The sequence below is a fragment of the Ralstonia mannitolilytica genome (assembly GCF_000954135.1).
Lineage (GTDB): Bacteria > Pseudomonadota > Gammaproteobacteria > Burkholderiales > Burkholderiaceae > Ralstonia > Ralstonia mannitolilytica.
The window spans coordinates 1,839,946-1,858,005 of the sequence record NZ_CP010799.1; the positions used below are offsets into that span (position 1 = coordinate 1,839,946).

16 protein-coding genes are annotated in these 18,060 nt (G+C 63.2%); all 16 read left to right on the plus strand.

The features are described from left to right. The first annotated feature begins 254 nt into the window (after positions 1-254). On the plus strand, positions 255-2,915 hold the full coding sequence (gene gyrA, locus TK49_RS08770; protein WP_045786330.1) for a DNA gyrase subunit A: 2,661 nt from the start codon (positions 255-257) through the stop codon (positions 2,913-2,915). 127 nt (positions 2,916-3,042) lie between these two features. Beyond that, entirely contained in the window at positions 3,043-3,603 is a 561-nt protein-coding gene (locus TK49_RS08775; RefSeq protein ID WP_045786331.1) for a DUF2059 domain-containing protein, read from the plus strand. Between the two features lie 114 nt (positions 3,604-3,717). Further along, positions 3,718-4,854 (plus strand): 3-phosphoserine/phosphohydroxythreonine transaminase, encoded by a 1,137-nt coding sequence (gene serC, locus TK49_RS08780; RefSeq protein WP_045786332.1) that lies wholly within the window; start codon positions 3,718-3,720, stop codon positions 4,852-4,854. Positions 4,855-4,943: 89 nt separating this feature from the next. Next, on the plus strand, positions 4,944-6,059 hold the full coding sequence (pheA, locus tag TK49_RS08785; RefSeq protein ID WP_045786333.1) for a prephenate dehydratase: 1,116 nt from the start codon (positions 4,944-4,946) through the stop codon (positions 6,057-6,059). Positions 6,060-6,166: 107 nt separating this feature from the next. After that, positions 6,167-7,063, plus strand: a complete 897-nt coding sequence (locus TK49_RS08790) for a prephenate dehydrogenase (RefSeq protein ID WP_045786334.1) — start codon at positions 6,167-6,169, stop codon at positions 7,061-7,063. Positions 7,064-7,090: 27 nt separating this feature from the next. Further along, positions 7,091-8,395, plus strand: coding sequence for a 3-phosphoshikimate 1-carboxyvinyltransferase (gene aroA, locus TK49_RS08795; RefSeq protein ID WP_045786335.1), 1,305 nt, complete (start codon positions 7,091-7,093; stop codon positions 8,393-8,395). A gap of 26 nt (positions 8,396-8,421) precedes the next feature. After that, positions 8,422-9,114 (plus strand): (d)CMP kinase, encoded by a 693-nt coding sequence (cmk, locus tag TK49_RS08800; protein ID WP_045786336.1) that lies wholly within the window; start codon positions 8,422-8,424, stop codon positions 9,112-9,114. Between the two features lie 133 nt (positions 9,115-9,247). Then, entirely contained in the window at positions 9,248-10,936 is a 1,689-nt protein-coding gene (gene rpsA / locus TK49_RS08805; protein WP_045786337.1) for a 30S ribosomal protein S1, read from the plus strand. 36 nt (positions 10,937-10,972) lie between these two features. Next, positions 10,973-11,401 (plus strand): integration host factor subunit beta, encoded by a 429-nt coding sequence (locus TK49_RS08810; protein ID WP_045786338.1) that lies wholly within the window; start codon positions 10,973-10,975, stop codon positions 11,399-11,401. Between the two features lie 179 nt (positions 11,402-11,580). After that, the gene (locus TK49_RS08815) at positions 11,581-11,907 is read left to right on the plus strand and encodes a LapA family protein (RefSeq protein ID WP_045786339.1); all 327 of its coding nucleotides are present in this window, start codon (positions 11,581-11,583) and stop codon (positions 11,905-11,907) included. A gap of 3 nt (positions 11,908-11,910) precedes the next feature. Next, positions 11,911-13,185, plus strand: a complete 1,275-nt coding sequence (lapB, locus tag TK49_RS08820) for a lipopolysaccharide assembly protein LapB (RefSeq protein ID WP_045786340.1) — start codon at positions 11,911-11,913, stop codon at positions 13,183-13,185. Positions 13,186-13,247: 62 nt separating this feature from the next. Then, positions 13,248-14,612: a UDP-glucose dehydrogenase family protein gene (locus TK49_RS08825; RefSeq protein ID WP_045786341.1), complete on the plus strand. Its 1,365-nt coding sequence runs from the start codon at positions 13,248-13,250 to the stop codon at positions 14,610-14,612. 36 nt (positions 14,613-14,648) lie between these two features. Further along, positions 14,649-15,590 (plus strand): D-glycero-beta-D-manno-heptose-7-phosphate kinase, encoded by a 942-nt coding sequence (gene rfaE1, locus TK49_RS08830; RefSeq protein WP_052698602.1) that lies wholly within the window; start codon positions 14,649-14,651, stop codon positions 15,588-15,590. Then, positions 15,587-16,582, plus strand: a complete 996-nt coding sequence (gene rfaD / locus TK49_RS08835; RefSeq protein WP_045786342.1) for an ADP-glyceromanno-heptose 6-epimerase — start codon at positions 15,587-15,589, stop codon at positions 16,580-16,582. The genes rfaE1 and rfaD overlap by 4 nt, the downstream gene beginning before the upstream one ends. A gap of 130 nt (positions 16,583-16,712) precedes the next feature. Further along, a complete protein-coding gene (locus tag TK49_RS08840; RefSeq protein ID WP_045786343.1) occupies positions 16,713-17,030 on the plus strand; it encodes a ComEA family DNA-binding protein in 318 nt (105 codons plus the stop codon). A 124-nt stretch (positions 17,031-17,154) separates the two neighbouring features. Next, complete coding sequence (gene cysM, locus TK49_RS08845) at positions 17,155-18,057, plus strand: cysteine synthase CysM (protein ID WP_045786344.1); 903 nt, start codon at positions 17,155-17,157, stop codon at positions 18,055-18,057. Positions 18,058-18,060: the final 3 nt, after the last annotated feature.

Sequence of the window (18,060 nt, forward strand, 5' to 3'; positions counted from 1 at the left end):
GCAAATATAAGCGATTCGAACGGGGCGCCATGGCCTTGTGGTGTGTACGCAACAAGGCAAAAAACAGCTCGCAAACCCTTATGGGGACTGGATCGCCGGTTTTGCCCACCCTCGCAGGGAACGTGCCCGGGGTTGAGGATGCGTCGCTCGCCGATGCAAGGAGGAGGGGGCTTGCGGCATGGTAAAATGTTCTGTTATTCGCGCAACCGCAGCGCCTTGTAGTGATCACTACGGGGCCTCCCATCGTTCGCCCAATGGATCAATTCGCCAAAGAGACACTCCCGGTATCGCTCGAAGAAGAAATGCGCAGCTCGTACCTCGCTTACGCGATGAGCGTGATCGTGGGCCGCGCCCTTCCAGATGTTCGGGATGGTCTCAAGCCGGTGCATCGTCGTGCGTTGTACTCGATGCACGAGCTCAACAACGACTGGAACCGTCCCTATAAGAAATCCGCGCGTATCGTCGGCGATGTGATCGGTAAGTATCACCCGCACGGCGACACCGCTGTGTACGACACTATCGTGCGCATGGCGCAGGACTTCTCGCTGCGCTACATGCTGGTCGACGGTCAGGGCAACTTCGGTTCGGTCGATGGCGACAACGCCGCGGCGATGCGTTACACCGAAATCCGCCTGTCCAAGATCGCCCACGAACTGCTGGCAGACATCGACAAGGAAACCGTCAATTTCGAGCCGAACTACGACGGCTCTGAAACCGAGCCGTCCATTCTGCCGGCGCGCATTCCGAATCTGCTGATCAACGGCTCGTCCGGCATTGCCGTGGGGATGGCGACGAACATTCCGCCCCACAACCTCAATGAAGTCGTCGACGGATGCCTGCATCTGCTGCGCAATCCGGAAGCCACGGTCGATGAGCTGATCGAGCTGATTCCCGCGCCGGACTTCCCGACCGCCGGCATCATCTACGGCATCTCGGGCGTGCGCGAGGGCTACCGCACCGGCCGCGGCCGCGTGGTGATGCGGGCCAAGACGCACTTCGAGGACATCGACCGCGGCCAGCGCCAGGCGATCATCGTCGACGAACTGCCATATCAAGTTAACAAGCGCACGCTGCTCGAACGCATTGCCGAACTGGTGACGGAAAAGCGCATCGAGGGCATCTCCGACATCCGCGACGAATCGGACAAGTCCGGCATGCGGGTCGTGATCGAACTGAAGCGCGGCGAGGTGCCCGAGGTTGTGCTCAACAACCTCTATAAGAATACGCAGCTGCAGGACACGTTCGGCATGAACATGGTGGCGCTGGTGGATGGCCAGCCTCGCCTGCTGAACCTGCGCCAGATGCTGGAGTGCTTCCTGCTGCACCGGCGCGAAGTGGTGACGCGTCGGACGGTCTTCGACCTGCGCAAGGCGCGCGAGCGTGGCCACATCCTCGAAGGCCTGGCCGTTGCGCTGGCCAACATCGACGAGTTCATCGCGATCATCAAGGCGGCGCCCACGCCGCCCGTGGCCAAGGCCGAGTTGATGAGCCGCAGCTGGGATTCCGGTCTCGTGCGCGACATGCTCTCGCGTGCGGAGAGTGAAACCGCAGGCGGGCGCGCCGCGTATCGCCCGGAAGGTTTGCTGCCGGCGTTCGGCATGCAGGGCGACGGCCTCTACAAGCTGTCTGACACCCAGGCGCAGGAAATCCTGCAGATGCGGCTGCAGCGCCTCACAGGCCTCGAACAGGACAAGATCGTCCAGGAATACCGCGAAGTGATGGCGCAGATCGCTGACCTGCTCGACATTCTGTCGCGGCCAGAGCGCATTACGGCCATCATCGCCGACGAACTCACTGCGATCCGCGCTGAATTCGGCGACGAGCGCCGCTCGCAGATTGAGCACAATGCGACCGAGTTGGACACCGAAGACCTCATTACGCCGCAGGATCTCGTGGTGACGCTGTCCCACAGCGGCTATATGAAGAGCCAGCCGATCTCCGAATACAGGGCGCAGAAGCGTGGCGGGCGCGGCAAGCAGGCCGCCGCAACGAAGGAAGATGACTGGATCGACACCCTCTTCGTCGCCAACACCCACGACTACATCTTGTGCTTCTCGAACCGCGGCCGCCTGTACTGGCTGAAGGTGTGGGAAGTGCCGCAGGGCAGTCGCAACTCGCGCGGCCGTCCGATCGTCAACATGTTCCCGCTCTCGCCCGGCGAAAAGATCAACGTGATCCTGCCGGTCAAGCAGTTTGACGAACAGCATTTCGTCTTCATGGCGACGTCCAAGGGCACGGTCAAGAAGACGGCGCTCACCGAGTTCTCGAATCCGCGCAAGGCGGGGATCATCGCGGTGGACCTGGACGAGGGCGACTTCCTGATCGGTGCGGATATCACCGACGGCAAGCACGATGTGATGCTGTTCTCGGACGCCGGCAAGGCGGTGCGTTTTGACGAGAACGACGTGCGACCGATGGGCCGCCAGGCGCGCGGCGTGCGCGGGATGAACCTGGAAGAGGGCCAGCAGGTGATCGCCATGCTGGTCGCCCCGGCCGAGACCGAAGGCGACGGTGCCCAGGCTCGCGCGGGTAGCGTGCTGACAGCCACCGAGAACGGCTACGGCAAGCGCACCCCGATCTCCGAATACACCCGCCACGGCCGCGGCACGAAGGGCATGATCGCCATCCAGACGTCCGAGCGTAACGGCAAGGTCGTTGCCGCTGCGCTGGTGGCGCCGGAAGACGAGATCATGCTGATCACGACGGGCGGCGTGCTGATCCGTACGCGCGTGGACGAGATCCGCGAAATGGGCCGCGCCACGCAGGGCGTGACGCTCATCTCGGTGGGTGAAGGCAACAAGTTGTCTGGTCTGCAGCGTGTGGTGGAATCCGATGCCGAAGACGGCGACGGCGCTGACGGCGGCGAGACCGCGCAGGGCGCCGATGCACAGCCGGATGACAGCGCAGAGTCATAATTCGAAACAACTTTTGCTTGCCGTCAGGCGCAGTTCTGTCATGATGCCGGACCTGTGCGAGGCAGAGGCCGGAACTTCTGTGTGATGCGGCCGGCCTAAACGCAACGCTTATCTCAAGGGAGCAACAATGCACAAGAGTCTCAAACATCTGATCGTGGTAGCCGGTTTTGCGCCGTTGTTCGCATTCGCGCAGAGCGCTGGTGGCGATGCCGACAAGACGGCAGCCATCAAGGAACTGCTGACGACCATGAACGTCGATGCGGCCATCAAGGGTCAGGGTGAGGCGCTCGAAAATGGCGCCAAGCAAGAAGCTCCGCTGGTGCTGGAGCAGGCGCTGGTCGAGAACAAGAGCCTGAACGACAAGCAAAAGCAGGCCGCTGTCGAAAAGCTCAAGAAGAATGGCGCCGTGCAGCGCATGACGGACAGCGCCGGCAAGGACTTTGAGACGGCAGCGTTCCAGAAGGACGCCCTGCAGGCTCACTATGACGCGCTGGGCAAGTATTACTCCACCCAGGAAATCAAGGACCTGACCGCCTTCCTGAAGACACCGAGCGGCCAGAAGTTCATGGCCAACCAAGGCAAGGCCATGCAGGAGGTGTGGGGCACCGTGATGCAGAAGTACGGTCCGCAAGTCGGCAAGAAGATGCGCGACATGGCTGACAAGGAAGTGACCGCCGCCTCGAAGTAATCGATCAAGCTGGGTGGGCGCCGGGGCCTCAATTCCCGTGGCGCCGCCAGTTGGTAGATAATGGCTGTTTGGGTTTGCGCCCAGACAGCCATTTTTCTTTTGCCCCTTCGCCCCATGAACCAAGCGGATCGAGCCCTCCAAGCCAGCCAGGCACGCGTGTACAACTTCTCCGCAGGCCCGGCGGTGCTGCCTGCCGAAGTACTCGAGCAGGCGAAGGAGGAGATGCTCTCGTGGCACGGCAGCGGCATGAGCGTGATGGAGATGAGCCATCGCGGCCGCGAGTTCGAAAGCATCCTGGCGCAGGCATTTGGCGACCTGCGCGAACTGCTGGCGGTGCCCGACAACTACGAGATCCTGTTCCTGCAGGGCGGGGCCATCTCCGAAAACGCCATCGTGCCGTTGAACCTGATGCGCCGGTTGTCGGCCGACGCACCGAAGGCGGACTACGTCGTCACGGGCACGTGGTCGGTCAAGTCGCAGCAGGAGGCCCGCAAGTACGGGGCGGTCAACATCGCGGCCACCAGCGAGGCCCAGCGCTTTCACAAGATTCCCGATGTGTCGACGTGGCAGTTGTCGAGCGACGCGGCCTATGTGCATCTGTGCACGAACGAGACGATTGTCGGTGTCGAATACCAGGAGACGCCGAACATTGGGCAGTCGCATGGGCGCGTCGTAGTCGCTGACGTGTCGAGCCACATCCTGTCGCGCCCCATCGACTGGAGCGGTTATCAAGTGCTGTACGGCGGTGCGCAGAAGAACATTGGTCCGGCGGGCCTGACGATCGCCATCGTTCGCAAGGATCTGCTGGGCCATGCCCATCCGCTGTGCCCGTCGGCATTCAACTGGCGCCTGGTGGCCGAGAACGGCTCGATGTACAACACGCCGCCCACCTACGCGATTTATATCGCCGGACTGGTGTTCCAGTGGATCAAGCGCCAGGGCGGCGTGGAAGCGCTCGAGACGCGCAACATCGTCAAGTCCAAGATGCTGTACGACTTCATCGACGCCAGCAGCTTCTATCGCAACGAGATCCATCCGTCGTGCCGCTCGCGCATGAACGTGCCGTTTTTCCTCAACGACGAATCGCGCAACGACGCCTTCCTCGCGCAGGCGCGCGAACGGGGGCTGGTGCAGCTCAAGGGCCACAAGTCCGTCGGCGGCATGCGGGCGAGCATCTACAACGCGATGCCGCTGGAAGGGGTGGAGGCACTGGTCGAGTTCATGCGCGACTTCGAGCGCGCATCGGCCTGACGAGAGGCGCCGAAGCCAGGACAGAACATCGCGCAAGCGCTCGCCTTGTGCACCATTGGCGACCTCCGTTGCCGAACCCGATTCCGACAATGACCAGTCAGTCAGACGATACGAAGCAAAACAAGGACGCTGCATTGGCGGCGGAACTGGCGCCGTTGCGCATGCAAATCGACGCCATCGACAGTCAACTGCTCACGCTGCTCTCGGATCGCGCCAAGGTGGCGCAGGAAGTGGGCGAGGTGAAGAAACGCTATTCGTCGCCGGCGTTCCGGCCGGACCGCGAGCTGCAGGTCATCCGCAAGATGCAGTCGAGCAACCCGGGGCCGCTGCACGATGAGAGCATCGCCGCCATCTGGCGCGAGGTGATGTCTGCCTGCCGCGGGCTGGAGCAGGCGCTGCGCATCGGCTACCTCGGCCCCGCCGGCACATTCTCGGAGCAGGCGGTGATCGCGCATTTTGGCCACGAGATCCAGCCGATGCCGTGTCCGAGCATCGATGAGGTATTCCGCGCGGCCGAGTCCGGTACCGTCGATTGCGGCGTGGTGCCGGTCGAGAATTCGACCGAAGGCGTGGTGTCGCGCACGCTCGATCTGTTCCTGCAGACGTCGTTGAAGATCAGCGGCGAGATTGCGCTGCGGGTGCATCACAACCTGCTGCACAAGACCGGCGACATGTCGCAGGTGAAGGTCGTGCGGGCACACGCCCAGGCACTGGCGCAGTGCCAGCGCTGGCTGAATACGAATTACCCGAATCTGCCGCGCGAGGCGGTGTCGAGCAATGCCGAAGCGGCACGCATGGCGGGCGAGGACGATTCGGTGGCCGCGCTGGCGAGCGTGCAGGCCGCCAACCGCTATGGGCTTCACGTGGTGCGTGCGAACGTGGAGGACGATCCCCACAACCGCACGCGCTTTGTCGTCATCGGCAATTACGAGACGGAACCGAGTGGGCGCGACCAGACGTCGCTGATCCTGTCAGTGCCGAACGAGGCCGGCGCCGTGTACCGGCTGCTCGCTCCGTTGGCCGAGAACGGCGTGTCGATGTGCCGCTTTGAATCGCGCCCGGCGCGCAGCGGCGCATGGGAGTACTACTTCTACGTCGACGTGGAAGGCCATCAGCGTGATCCGCAAGTCGCGCGTGCGCTCGAGAAGCTGCGACACGATGCGGCCTATTTCAAGGTGCTGGGGTCCTACCCGTCGGCGCACTGAAATCTTCGGCTCACCTCGGTCGAAGCGCTGGGCCCCCTGAGTTGGCATCGGGCGCCGGGCACATCGGGCTACAATGCCGCTTTGCTTTTTTCCGGCAGGGCGGTGTTGTGGCCTCTTCTTTTTCCAGTTCCCGTTTGGTGATTGCCGGCGTTGGCCTGATCGGTGGTTCGCTGGCGCTCGCGTTGCGCCGCGCGGGTGTCGTTGGACATGTCGTCGGTGTGGGCCGCTCGGCCGCGTCGCTGGAAACGGCGGTCCGGCTCGGCGTGATCGACGAGGCTTTGCCGATGGAGGAGGCGGTGCGCGAAGCCGACATGGTCGTGCTCTGTGCACCCGTGGCGCAGACGCTGCCGCTGCTGCTCGCCATGCAGCCGCACCTGGGGCCGGAGACCATCGTGACAGACGCCGGCAGCACCAAGTCCGACGTCATCATGGCGGCCAAGACGGCGCTCGGCGATCAGGTGAGCCAGTTCGTGCCCGCGCATCCCATCGCCGGCCGCGAGTTGAACGGTGTGGAAGCAGCGCTGGCCGATCTCTATGTCGGCAAGAAGACCGTGATCTGCCCGCTGCAGGAAAATCGCCGCGCCGATGTGGCGCGCGTGCAGGGCATGTGGGAAGCCGCGGGCGCCCATTGCCACATCATGTCGGCCGTGCAGCATGACGCGGTGTTCGCGTCGGTCAGCCATTTGCCGCACGTCCTCGCGTACGCGCTGGTCGCCCAGATCATCAATGCGGAGGACGCCGAGCTCAAGCTCGACTTTGCCGGCGGCGGCTTCCGCGACTTCACGCGCATTGCGGCATCGTCGCCCGAGATGTGGCGCGACATCTGCCTATCGAACCGCGAAGCGTTGTTGCGCGAACTGACGACCTACGAAGCCCTGATCGGCCGCCTGAAGGCCATGATTGCCGAACGCGATGGCGATGCGCTCGAGCGCGTGTTCCGCCGCGCAAGCCAAGCGCGTCTCGCATGGCCGCAACGCACGACAGCGATCAACCAACCCGAATAACGTTCTTGTTTTGAACTGACTGGATTCATGGAACATCTCGACGTCGGCCCGCTGAAGAGGGCGCGCGGCACCATCAAGTTGCCGGGTTCGAAGAGCATCTCCAACCGGGTGCTGCTGCTGGCCGCGCTTGCGCAGGGGGAGACCACCGTGCGCGAGCTGCTCGACTCCGATGACACGCGGGTCATGCTGGACGCGCTGGGCAAACTGGGCGTCTCGGTAGGTGCGCTCGGCAACAACGCCTATCGGGTGAGCGGCACGGGAGGGCGCTTCCCGAGCAAGGCTGCGGACCTGTTCATGGGCAACGCCGGCACGGCGATCCGGCCGCTGACCGCTGCGCTTGCGTTGCAGGGCGGCGAGTACACCCTGCATGGCGTGCCACGCATGCACGAGCGGCCGATCGGCGATCTCGTCGATGGCCTGCGCCAAGTGGGCGCGCGCATCGACTACACCGGCAACGAGGGTTATCCGCCGCTGGCCATTCATGCCGCGCCGGCCAGGATCGATGCGCCGATCCGCGTGCGCGGCGATGTGTCGAGCCAGTTCCTCACCGCGCTGCTGATGGCGCTGCCGTTGGTTCAGTCCAGCGGCACCGTGACCATCGAAGTCGTCGGCGAGCTGATCTCCAAGCCCTACATCGAGATCACGCTGAACCTCATGGCGCGCTTTGGTGTGCAGGTGGCGCGCGAAGGCTGGGCGTCGTTCACCGTGCCCACGGGCGTGGCCTACCAGGCGCCGGGCGAGATCTTCGTGGAGGGCGATGCCTCGTCGGCGTCGTATTTCCTGGCCGCCGGCGCGCTGGGTGGGGGGCCGGTGCGCGTAGAGGGTGTCGGGCTGTCGAGCATCCAGGGCGATGTCCGCTTTGCCGACGCGCTCAACCGCATGGGCGCCAACGTCATGGCCGGCGACAACTGGATCGAGGTGCGCGGCGTCGAGCGCGACGATGGCAAGCTCCACGCAGTGGAGCTGGACTGCAACCACATCCCCGACGCGGCCATGACGCTGGCTGTGGCGGCGCTCTTTGCCGACGGCACGACGACGCTGAGCAATATCGCGAGCTGGCGCGTGAAGGAAACCGACCGTCTGAGCGCCATGGCCACCGAACTGCGCAAGCTCGGCGCCACGGTGGAAGAAGGCGCAGACTACATCCGTGTGACGCCGCCGTCGCAATGGACCGAACCCGCCGACGGGATCGACACCTACGAAGACCATCGTATGGCGATGGCCTTCTCCCTGGCAGCGTTCGGCCCGGTGCCCGTGCGCATCAACGACCCCCGTTGCGTGGCCAAGACGTTCCCTGACTATTTCACGGCGTTCGGCGCCATTACCGCCTGAAACGCAATTAACTGCCTTCGCTGATCATGTCCGACGCCACTGCTTCCACGCCGTACCCTGTCATTACCATCGACGGCCCGACTGCGTCCGGCAAGGGCACTGTCGCGCACCAAGTAGCGGACCTGCTTGGCTTTCACCTGCTCGACAGCGGCTCGTTGTACCGCCTCGTAGCGCTGTGCAGCATGCGCGAGAACGTCGACGAGCACGACGTCGAAAACCTCGTTCGCATCGCCAGCACGCTGGATGTGCGCTTCAAGGCAGACCACATCTGGCTTAAGGGCGAAGATGTGAGCCAGGCGCTGCGCCACGAGTCGGTCGGCAACCAGGCCTCGGCCATTGCCGTGCACGGAGCGGTGCGGAATGCCCTCCATGCTCGCCAGCGCGCCTTTCTGGAAGCGCCTGGCCTGGTGGCTGACGGGCGCGACATGGGCACCGTGGTTTTTCCCGAAGCGGTGCTCAAGGTGTTCCTCACGGCAAGCGTCCAGGCGCGCGCCGAGAGGCGCTATAAACAATTGATTGCAAAGGGATTTTCTGCTACAGTGGAAAGTCTTTCGCAGGACTTGGAGGCGCGCGATTTGCGGGATCGTACCCGCAGTGTCGCGCCGCTGCGTCCGGCGCAGGATGCACGGCTGCTTGATTCGTCCGACATGACGATCGATGAGGTGGTCGCGCAGGTACTGGACTGGTACCGGCAGGTGCAGGGCGCCAAGGCGCAATGACCTGCGGTTTGGTCCGATCGGTGCCGGTGATGGTGTTGCCATTGCCGGCGTTGTTCAACTCGTAACCCCGCATGCGTGTCTTCGCCACTGACGCGAAAGCAATGCGAGGCATGTTTTGCGGATGCCCATTTTTATGTCCCAAACTAACGAATCTTTTGCCGCCCTGTTCGAAGAGTCGATCGCCCGTTCCAATATGAAGGCGGGTGAGGTGATCTCTGCGGAAGTTGTGCGCATCGACCACAACTTCGTCGTTGTGAACGCGGGCCTGAAGTCCGAAGCCTTTGTCCCGGTCGAGGAATTCCTGAACGACCAGGGCGAGCTGGAAGTGCAAGTCGGCGACTACGTTTCGGTCGCGATCGATGCACTGGAAAACGGCTACGGCGACACGATCCTGTCGCGCGACAAGGCCAAGCGCCTGGCTTCGTGGCTGAACCTTGAGAAGGCACTGGAATCCGGCGAAATCATCTCCGGTACCGTGACCGGCAAGGTGAAGGGCGGCTTGACCGTCATGGTCAACGGTATTCGTGCATTCCTGCCGGGTTCGCTCGTCGACGTGCGTCCGATCAAGGACACCACGCCGTACGAAGGCAAGACCCTCGAATTCAAGGTCATCAAGCTGGACCGCAAGCGCAACAACGTTGTGCTGTCGCGCCGCGCCGTGGTGGAAGCCACGCTGGGCGAAGAGCGCCAGAAGCTGATGGAAACGCTCAAGGAAGGCGCCATCGTCAACGGTATCGTCAAGAACATCACCGACTACGGCGCGTTCGTGGATCTGGGTGGCATCGACGGTCTGCTGCACATCACCGACCTGGCATGGCGTCGTGTGCGTCACCCGAGCGAAGTGCTGTCGGTTGGCCAGGAAATCACCGCCAAGATCCTCAAGTTCGACCAAGAGAAGAACCGCGTCTCGCTGGGCGTCAAGCAACTTGGCGAAGATCCGTGGGTCGGCATCTCGCGCCGCTACCCGCAAGGCACCCGCCTGTTCGGCAAGGTGACCAACCTGACCGACTACGGCGCGTTCGTCGAGATCGAAGCCGGCATCGAAGGCCTGGTCCACGTGTCGGAAATGGACTGGACCAACAAGAATGTGGCTCCGTCCAAGGTTGTTCAGCTGGGCGACGAAGTGGAAGTCATGGTCCTGGACATCGACGAAGACAAGCGTCGTATCAGCCTGGGCATGAAGCAGTGCAAGGCCAACCCGTGGGACGATTTCGCTCGCAACCACAAGAAGGGCGACAAGCTGGCCGGCCAGATCAAGTCGATCACCGACTTCGGCGTGTTCATCGGCCTGCCGGGCGGCATCGACGGCCTGGTGCACCTGTCGGACCTGTCGTGGCAGGAATCGGGCGAAGAGGCCGTTCGCAAGTACAAGAAGGGCGACGAAGTGGAAGCCGTGGTGCTGGCCATCGACGTCGACAAGGAACGCATCTCGCTGGGTATCAAGCAACTGTCGGGTGACCCGTTCAACAACTTCATCTCGGCCAACGACAAGGGCGCCGTGGTGACCGGTACGATCAAGGCTGTGGATCCGAAGGGCGCCGTGGTGCAGCTGGCTGACGACGTGGAAGGCTACCTGCGTGCCTCGGAAATCTCGAGCGACCGCGTGGAAGACGCCCGCAACGTGCTGAAGGAAGGCGAGTCGGTGACGGCAATGATCGTCAACATCGATCGCAAGTCGCGCAACATCAACCTGTCGATCAAGGCCAAGGACAGCGCTGACCAGCAAGAAGCCATGCAGAAGTTCGCGGCTGACACCAGCACCGCTGGCACCACGAACCTCGGCGCGCTGCTGAAGGCCAAGCTGAACGAAACCAACCAGTAAGCATCCACCGGGTCGACCTACAAGGACGCGCGCAAGATGCCCATGACCAAGTCTGAACTCGTGGAAAAGCTGGCCGCCCGTTTTCCGCAGCTCCTGCTGCGGGATGCGGACATCGCGGTCAAGACGATCCTGGATGCGATGTCGGATGCGCTTGCAGACGGCCACCGCATCGAGATCCGCGGGTTTGGCAGTTTTGGTCTGAACCGTCGTCCGCCGCGTGTAGGCCGCAACCCCAAGTCCGGCGAGAAGGTCCTGGTGCCCGAAAAGCGGGTGCCGCACTTCAAGGCGGGCAAGGAGTTGCGCGAGCGGGTCGACCGCAGCCTGGAGCGACAAGGCGAATCCTCCTCGGAGGGCGAGCCAGCTCTGTCGCTCACGGCTGTCAAGGCCGCCCGACAGGCTGACAGCAATCGCCAGACGGCCGGTTTTTCGGCCGATGTGGCGGTGCCGCTGGCTATGTCGCGTTGAGTCTTGGTTGGAATTGGCAGTTTCAGAGACGCCCCGCTTTGCCGGGGCGTTTTTGTTTTGCGATGTCATTGCGGCGGCGCACCCGCGTGGCTGGCCGCTATGTGAATCCGCTACAATGCGGCACAACCCGTCAGTCGCGCCCTATTGGCCGCCACACGCCGTCCGTTTTTCGAATCCGCATGAAATTTCTTGTCTGGGTCATCCGCATCCTGTTGTTTGTGCTGCTCTTCGTGCTGGCACTGCACAACACGGCGGAAGTCTCGCTGCTGCTGCCGTTTGGCGTGGTGTGGCATGCGCCGCTGATTCTGATTGTGCTGGCGTTTTTCGTGGCCGGTATCCTGCTGGCCATGCTCGCGATGGCGCCGCGTGTGATGCGACATCGTTTTGCTGCAAGCCGGCTGCGTCGGCAGATCGGCCGCATGAAATCCGAAGAGGGCGCGGCGGCTGGGCCGAATGCGCCCGTGGTTGCCGACTCTCCCTATCACGTTCCCGGCCCCAAGGTCTGACGCATGGATTTCGATCTCTGGTGGCTGCTCGCCATCCCGCTGGTGTTCGGCCTGGGTTGGGCGGCTGCTCGGCTCGACGCGCGCCAGTTGCGCACCGAGCAGTCATCGCTGCCGCGCTCGTACTTCAAGGGCCTGAATTTCCTCCTGAACGAACAACCCGACAAGGCCATCGACGCCTTCATCGAAGTTGCGCGTCTGGACCCGGAAACGACCGAGCTTCACTTCGCATTGGGCAGCCTGTTTCGCCGGCGCGGCGAGACCGAACGCGCGATCCGTGTGCACCAGAATCTCGTTAATCGTCCGGATCTGCCGGCCAACGAACGCGATCATGCGCTGTACGAGCTGGGCCAGGACTTCTTGCGCGCCGGCCTGCTGGATCGTGCCGAAGAATCCCTGCGCATGTTGATGGAAGGCGCGTTTGCCGAGCCGGCCAAGCGCGTGCTGCTGGAGTTGTACGAAGTCGAGAAGGAGTGGCGCAAGGCCATCGACGCGGCGCGCGAACTGCAGAAGCTGCAGGGCAAGGACTATTCCGTGCAGATCGCGCAGTTCTGCTGCGAGTTGGCGCAGGAAGCCCTGCAGCGCAAGGACGTCCCGACCGCTGTCGAATGGCTCGAGCAGGCCCTCGCCGAAAACCCGAAGAATGTACGCGCGACCATCCAGTTGGGCGACGTGGCGCAGGGGCAGGGCGATATTGAAGGCGCGATCAAGCGCTGGCGCAGCATCGAGCAGCAGAATGTGGCGTTCCTGCCGCTGGTGTCCGAGCGTCTGATGAAGGCGTATACCCAGCTCGGCCGTGCCGCCGAGGGCTTGGCGTGGCTGCGCTCCAAGATGGACGCGCGTCTGGGCCCCGAATTGCTGGACACGGTCTACAAGTATGAGCTCGACGTGCACGGTATCGACGACGCCGTGGCGTTGATGCGCGACCAGATTCGCCGCCAGCCTTCGTTGATGGCGTTGACGCGCCTGGTGGAGGCCGAGGCGACGCGTGCGTCGGAGGCGGTGAGCCACGAGCCCGTGGCGACGGCCGAGGTGGCCGAGAGCGCGCTGGCAGATCCGGTCGAGTCGGGCGTCAACGCTGATATCCAGCGCGCGCAGGATCTTGGTGCCATCCGCGACCTGCTGCAAAGCCGGACGCGCAACTTGGCACGCTACACCTGCCAGGAATGCGGCTTCCGCGCCCGTCTGTTCTATTGGCAGTGTCCCGGCTGCAACCGCTGGGAAACATATGCCCCGCGCCGCACGGAAACGTTGGGCGGCAGTGGCGGGGCGAGCATGTAATTCAGTCTGGCGTGGCCTGTGTCAGGCCGCGCCGGCGTGTTTTCAATCCTTGAAGTGTTCGTATGAAAATCACCATCATCGGTAGTGGTTATGTCGGTCTGGTTACCGGCGCGTGTTTGGCCGAACTCGGCAACGATGTCTTCTGCCTCGACGTCGACCAGAAGAAGATCGACCTGCTCAACGCCGGCGGTGTACCCATCTACGAACCCGGCTTGAAGGAGCTGATCGAGCGCAATCGCGCCGCAGGCCGCATCCGGTTTTCGACGGACGTGGCCGCCAGCGTGGCGCACGGTGACGTGCAGTTCATCGCCGTGGGGACGCCGCCCGATGAAGACGGCTCGGCTGACCTGAAGTACGTGCTGGCTGCCGCGCGCAACATCGCCGAGCACATGGATGGCTTCAAGGTGATCGTCGACAAGTCCACCGTGCCGGTGGGTACGGGCGACAAGGTGCGCGCCGCGGTTGACGAAGTGCTGGCCAGGCGCGGCAAGTCCGACGTCGGCTTCTCGGTGGTGTCCAATCCCGAGTTCCTGAAGGAAGGTGCGGCGGTGGATGACTTCATGCGCCCGGACCGCATCGTGCTCGGCACCTACAGCGACGAAAACGGCCTGCGCGCCAAGGCCATGATGCGCACGCTGTACGCGCCGTTCAACCGCAACCACGAACGGACGTTCTACATGGACGTACGTTCGGCCGAGTTCACCAAGTACGCCGCCAACTCGATGCTGGCCACGCGCATTTCGTTCATGAACGAGATGGCCAACCTGGCCGACAAGGTGGGTGCCGACATCGAGCTCGTGCGCCTGGGCATCGGCTCCGACCCGCGTATCGGCTACAGCTTCCTCTACGCCGGCACCGGCTACGGCGGCTCGTGCTTCCCGAAGGATGTGCAGGCGCTCGTGCGCACCGCGCAGGAGTACGGCCAGAAGCTGCATGTGCTCGAGGCCGTCGAGGCCGTCAACGACAAGCAGAAGGAAGTGCTGGTCGGCAAGATTGAAGCGCGCATGGGCGCTGACCTGACCGGCCGCACGTTTGCCATCTGGGGCCTGGCCTTCAAGCCGAATACCGACGACATGCGCGAGGCGCCGAGCCGCATCCTGATCGCCGCGCTGCTGGCGCGTGGCGCACGCGTACAGGTGTATGACCCGGTTGCCATGGAAGAGGCCCGCCGCGCACTGGCGCTCGATCTTTCTGCGGAACAACTGGAACGCGTAACGTTCTGTGCCGGTCAGATGGACGCACTCAGGAACGCCGACGCCCTCGTCATCGTGACCGAGTGGAAGGCGTTCCGCAGCCCCGACTTCCAAGCCGTGAAGGCGCTGCTGAAAACGCCGATGGTCTTCGATGGCCGCAACCTGTTCGAGCCGCAAGCCATGCGTGAAGCGGGCTTCGAATACCAGGCCATCGGGCGCTCCACCCAATCGTAATTGCCGTGACCTCGGCTGCTGCCGCATCCTAGACCCATGACCACGCCCGTCTCCGAACAGATCCGCGCCGCCCGCATCCTCGTGGTGGGCGACATGATGCTCGACCGCTACTGGTTTGGCGATGTCGACAGGATTTCGCCGGAAGCGCCCGTGCCGGTGGTGCAGATCAAACGCCAGGACGAGCGCCTGGGCGGTGCAGCCAACGTGGCGCGGAACGTGGCGGCGCTTGGCGCACAGGCGGCCATGCTTGGCGTGATCGGCGACGACGAGCCGGGCCGCAGCATTGAAGCGCTGCTGAACGAGAGCCACGTCGCGGGCCATCTGCACCGCGATCCGGCGGTCAACACGACCATCAAGCTGCGCGTACTGGCGCGCCAGCAGCAGTTGATCCGCGTTGACTTCGAAAACCCGCCCACGCACGAAGTGCTGATGTCGGTGCTGGATGGTTTTGGTGCGCTGGTGCCGCAGCATGACGTTGTGGTGCTCTCCGATTACGGCAAGGGCGGGCTGACGCACGTGGGCAAGATGATCGATGTCGCACGCCATGCCGGCCGTCGCGTGCTGGTCGACCCGAAGGGCGATGACTATTCGCGCTACAAGGGCGCCACCATGATCACGCCCAACCGTGCGGAGATGCGCCAGGTGGTCGGTTCGTGGAAATCGGAGCAGGACCTGACCATCCGCGCGCAGAACCTGCGCCGTGACCTGCAGCTCGAGGCGCTGTTGCTCACTCGGTCGGAAGAAGGCATGACGCTCTACACCGAGCACGAAGTGCTGCACGTATCGGCTCAGGCGCGCGAGGTGTTCGACGTCTCGGGTGCCGGCGATACCGTGATCGCCACGCTGGCCACGCTGCTGGGCGCCGGCGCGAACATCAAGGAAGCCGTGCAGTACGCCAACCGTGCGGGCGGCATCGTTGTCGGCAAGCTCGGTACGGCAGTTGTCACCCACGCAGAACTTTTCTCCCACGCATCATGACCATCATCGTCACCGGCGCGGCCGGCTTCATCGGCGCCAACATCGTCAAGGGCCTGAACGAGCGCGGCGAGACCGACATCATTGCCGTCGACAACCTCACGCGCGCCGACAAGTTCAAGAACATCGTCGACTGCCAGATCAGCGATTACCTCGACAAGACCGAGTTTGTCGAACGCTTTGCGCGCGGCGATTTTGGCAAGGTCCGCGCGATCTTCCATGAGGGCGCCTGCTCCGACACCATGGAGACCGACGGCCGCTACATGATGGACAACAACTACCGCTACTCGCTGGGGGTGATGCGCGCGTGCCTGGATCAGGGCGTGCAGTTCCTCTACGCGTCGTCTGCGGCGACGTATGGCGCGTCGGAAACGTTCCGCGAAGAGCCCGAGTTCGAGCGGCCGCTGAACGTGTACGGTTATTCCAAGCTGCTGTTCGACCAGGTCGTGCGCCGTATCATGCCGACCGCGCTGTCGCAGATTGCCGGCTTCCGCTACTTCAACGTCTACGGCCCGCGCGAGCAGCATAAGGGACGCATGGCATCCGTGGCGTTCCACAACTTCAACCAGTTCCGCGAAGAAGGCACCGTCAAGCTGTTCGGCGAGTACAACGGCTACCCGCAAGGCGGCCAGATGCGTGATTTCGTGTCGGTGGAAGACGTGGTGAAGGTCAACCTGTTCTTCTTCGACCATCCGGACAAATCGGGCATCTTCAACCTCGGGACGGGTCGTGCCCAGCCCTTCAACGACATCGCTACGACGGTCGTCAACACGCTGCGTGAGGCCGACGGCAAGCCGGCGCTCTCCACCGAAGAACTCGCGCAGGAAGGCTTGATCGAGTATGTGAAGTTCCCGGATGCGCTGCGTGGCAAGTACCAGTGCTTCACGCAGGCTGACCAGTCGCGCTTGCGTGCGGCCGGTTACACGGCGCCGTTCCTGACGGTGCAGGAAGGCGTATCGCGCTACTGCCAATGGCTGCTGAAGCAACCAGTCTGAGGCCACCCAATCAGACAACGCGTGATTTTTTGTCAGCGCGCTTGGCATCCTCGTGATGCTCTTTAAGATGTGCCGAAACCGCCATGCCACGTGGCGGTTTTCTTTTTTCCTCTCACCATAGGAGAAGCACATGTTGAAGAAGCTGTTGGCCGTTGCCTTGATGTCGCTGTCGATGCTGTCCGCATCATGGGCGGCCGTGGATGTGAATACGGCGGATCATGCCGCCCTCGAGACGCTGTCGGGCATTGGCCCCAAGCGTTCCAAGGCCATCATCGACGAGCGCACGAAGAACGGTCCGTACAAGGACGCCAATGACTTCAGGTCGCGCGTTTCCGGCGTCGGCGACAAGACGCTCGCCAAGCTGCAAAACGAAGGGTTGACGTTCGGCACAGCAGCGCCTGCCCGCCCCGGTGCCAAGAAGGACGGCAAGGACGCCAAGAAGAAGTAAGCCTTCCCGCGCTCACGCCGACAACGCCTCGCCCGTGCGGGGCGTTTTGCCATGTGCTGCAAAGGGTTGTCAGCCCACTTCCGGCGCTGGATTACAATGAGCCGATTCCGGTCTCGCACGCATCATGGCTTATCTCACCATTGAAGACACCATCGGCAATACGCCGTTGGTCCAGCTCCAGCGCATTCCCGGCGAAGGCAACGCCCGCCGCGGCAACGTCATCCTTGGCAAGCTCGAAGGCAACAATCCGGCAGGCTCGGTCAAGGATCGGCCCGCGCTGTCCATGATCAAGCGCGCAGAGGCGCGCGGCCGCATCAAACCGGGAGATACGCTGATCGAAGCCACGTCTGGCAACACCGGTATTGCGCTCGCCATGGCGGCGGCCATCCGCGGTTACAAGATGGTGCTGATCATGCCCGAAGACCTGTCAGTTGAGCGCCGCCAGAGCATGGCAGCCTACGGTGCGGAAATCATCCTGACCCCCGTCAAGGGTGGCATGGAGTATGCGCGCGACTTGGCCGACGCGATGGAGAAGGAAGGCAAGGGCGTCATCCTCGACCAGTTTGCCAACCCCGACAATCCGCTGGCGCACTACGAAACCACCGGTCCCGAGCTGTGGCAGCAGACCGAAGGCCGCATCACGCATTTTGTCTCGGCGATGGGTACGACGGGCACGATCACGGGGGTGTCGCGCTTTCTGAAGGAAAAGAACCCCGCCATCCAGATCATCGGGGCGCAGCCTGAAGAAGGCTCGCGCATTCCTGGCATCCGCAAGTGGCCCGAGGCGTACATGCCGAAGATCTACGATCCGAAGTACATCGATCGTACCGAGCCGGTCAGTCAATCCGATGCCGAGCACATGGCGCGTCGGATGGCCCGCGAAGAGGGCATCTTCTGCGGTATCTCGGCGGCGGGCGCGTTGTGCGTGGCGCTGCGGGTGGCCGAAGCAGTCGAGAACGCGACGATCGTGTTCGTTGTGTGCGACCGCGGCGACCGCTATCTGTCGACAGGCGTGTTTCCTGCCTGACCA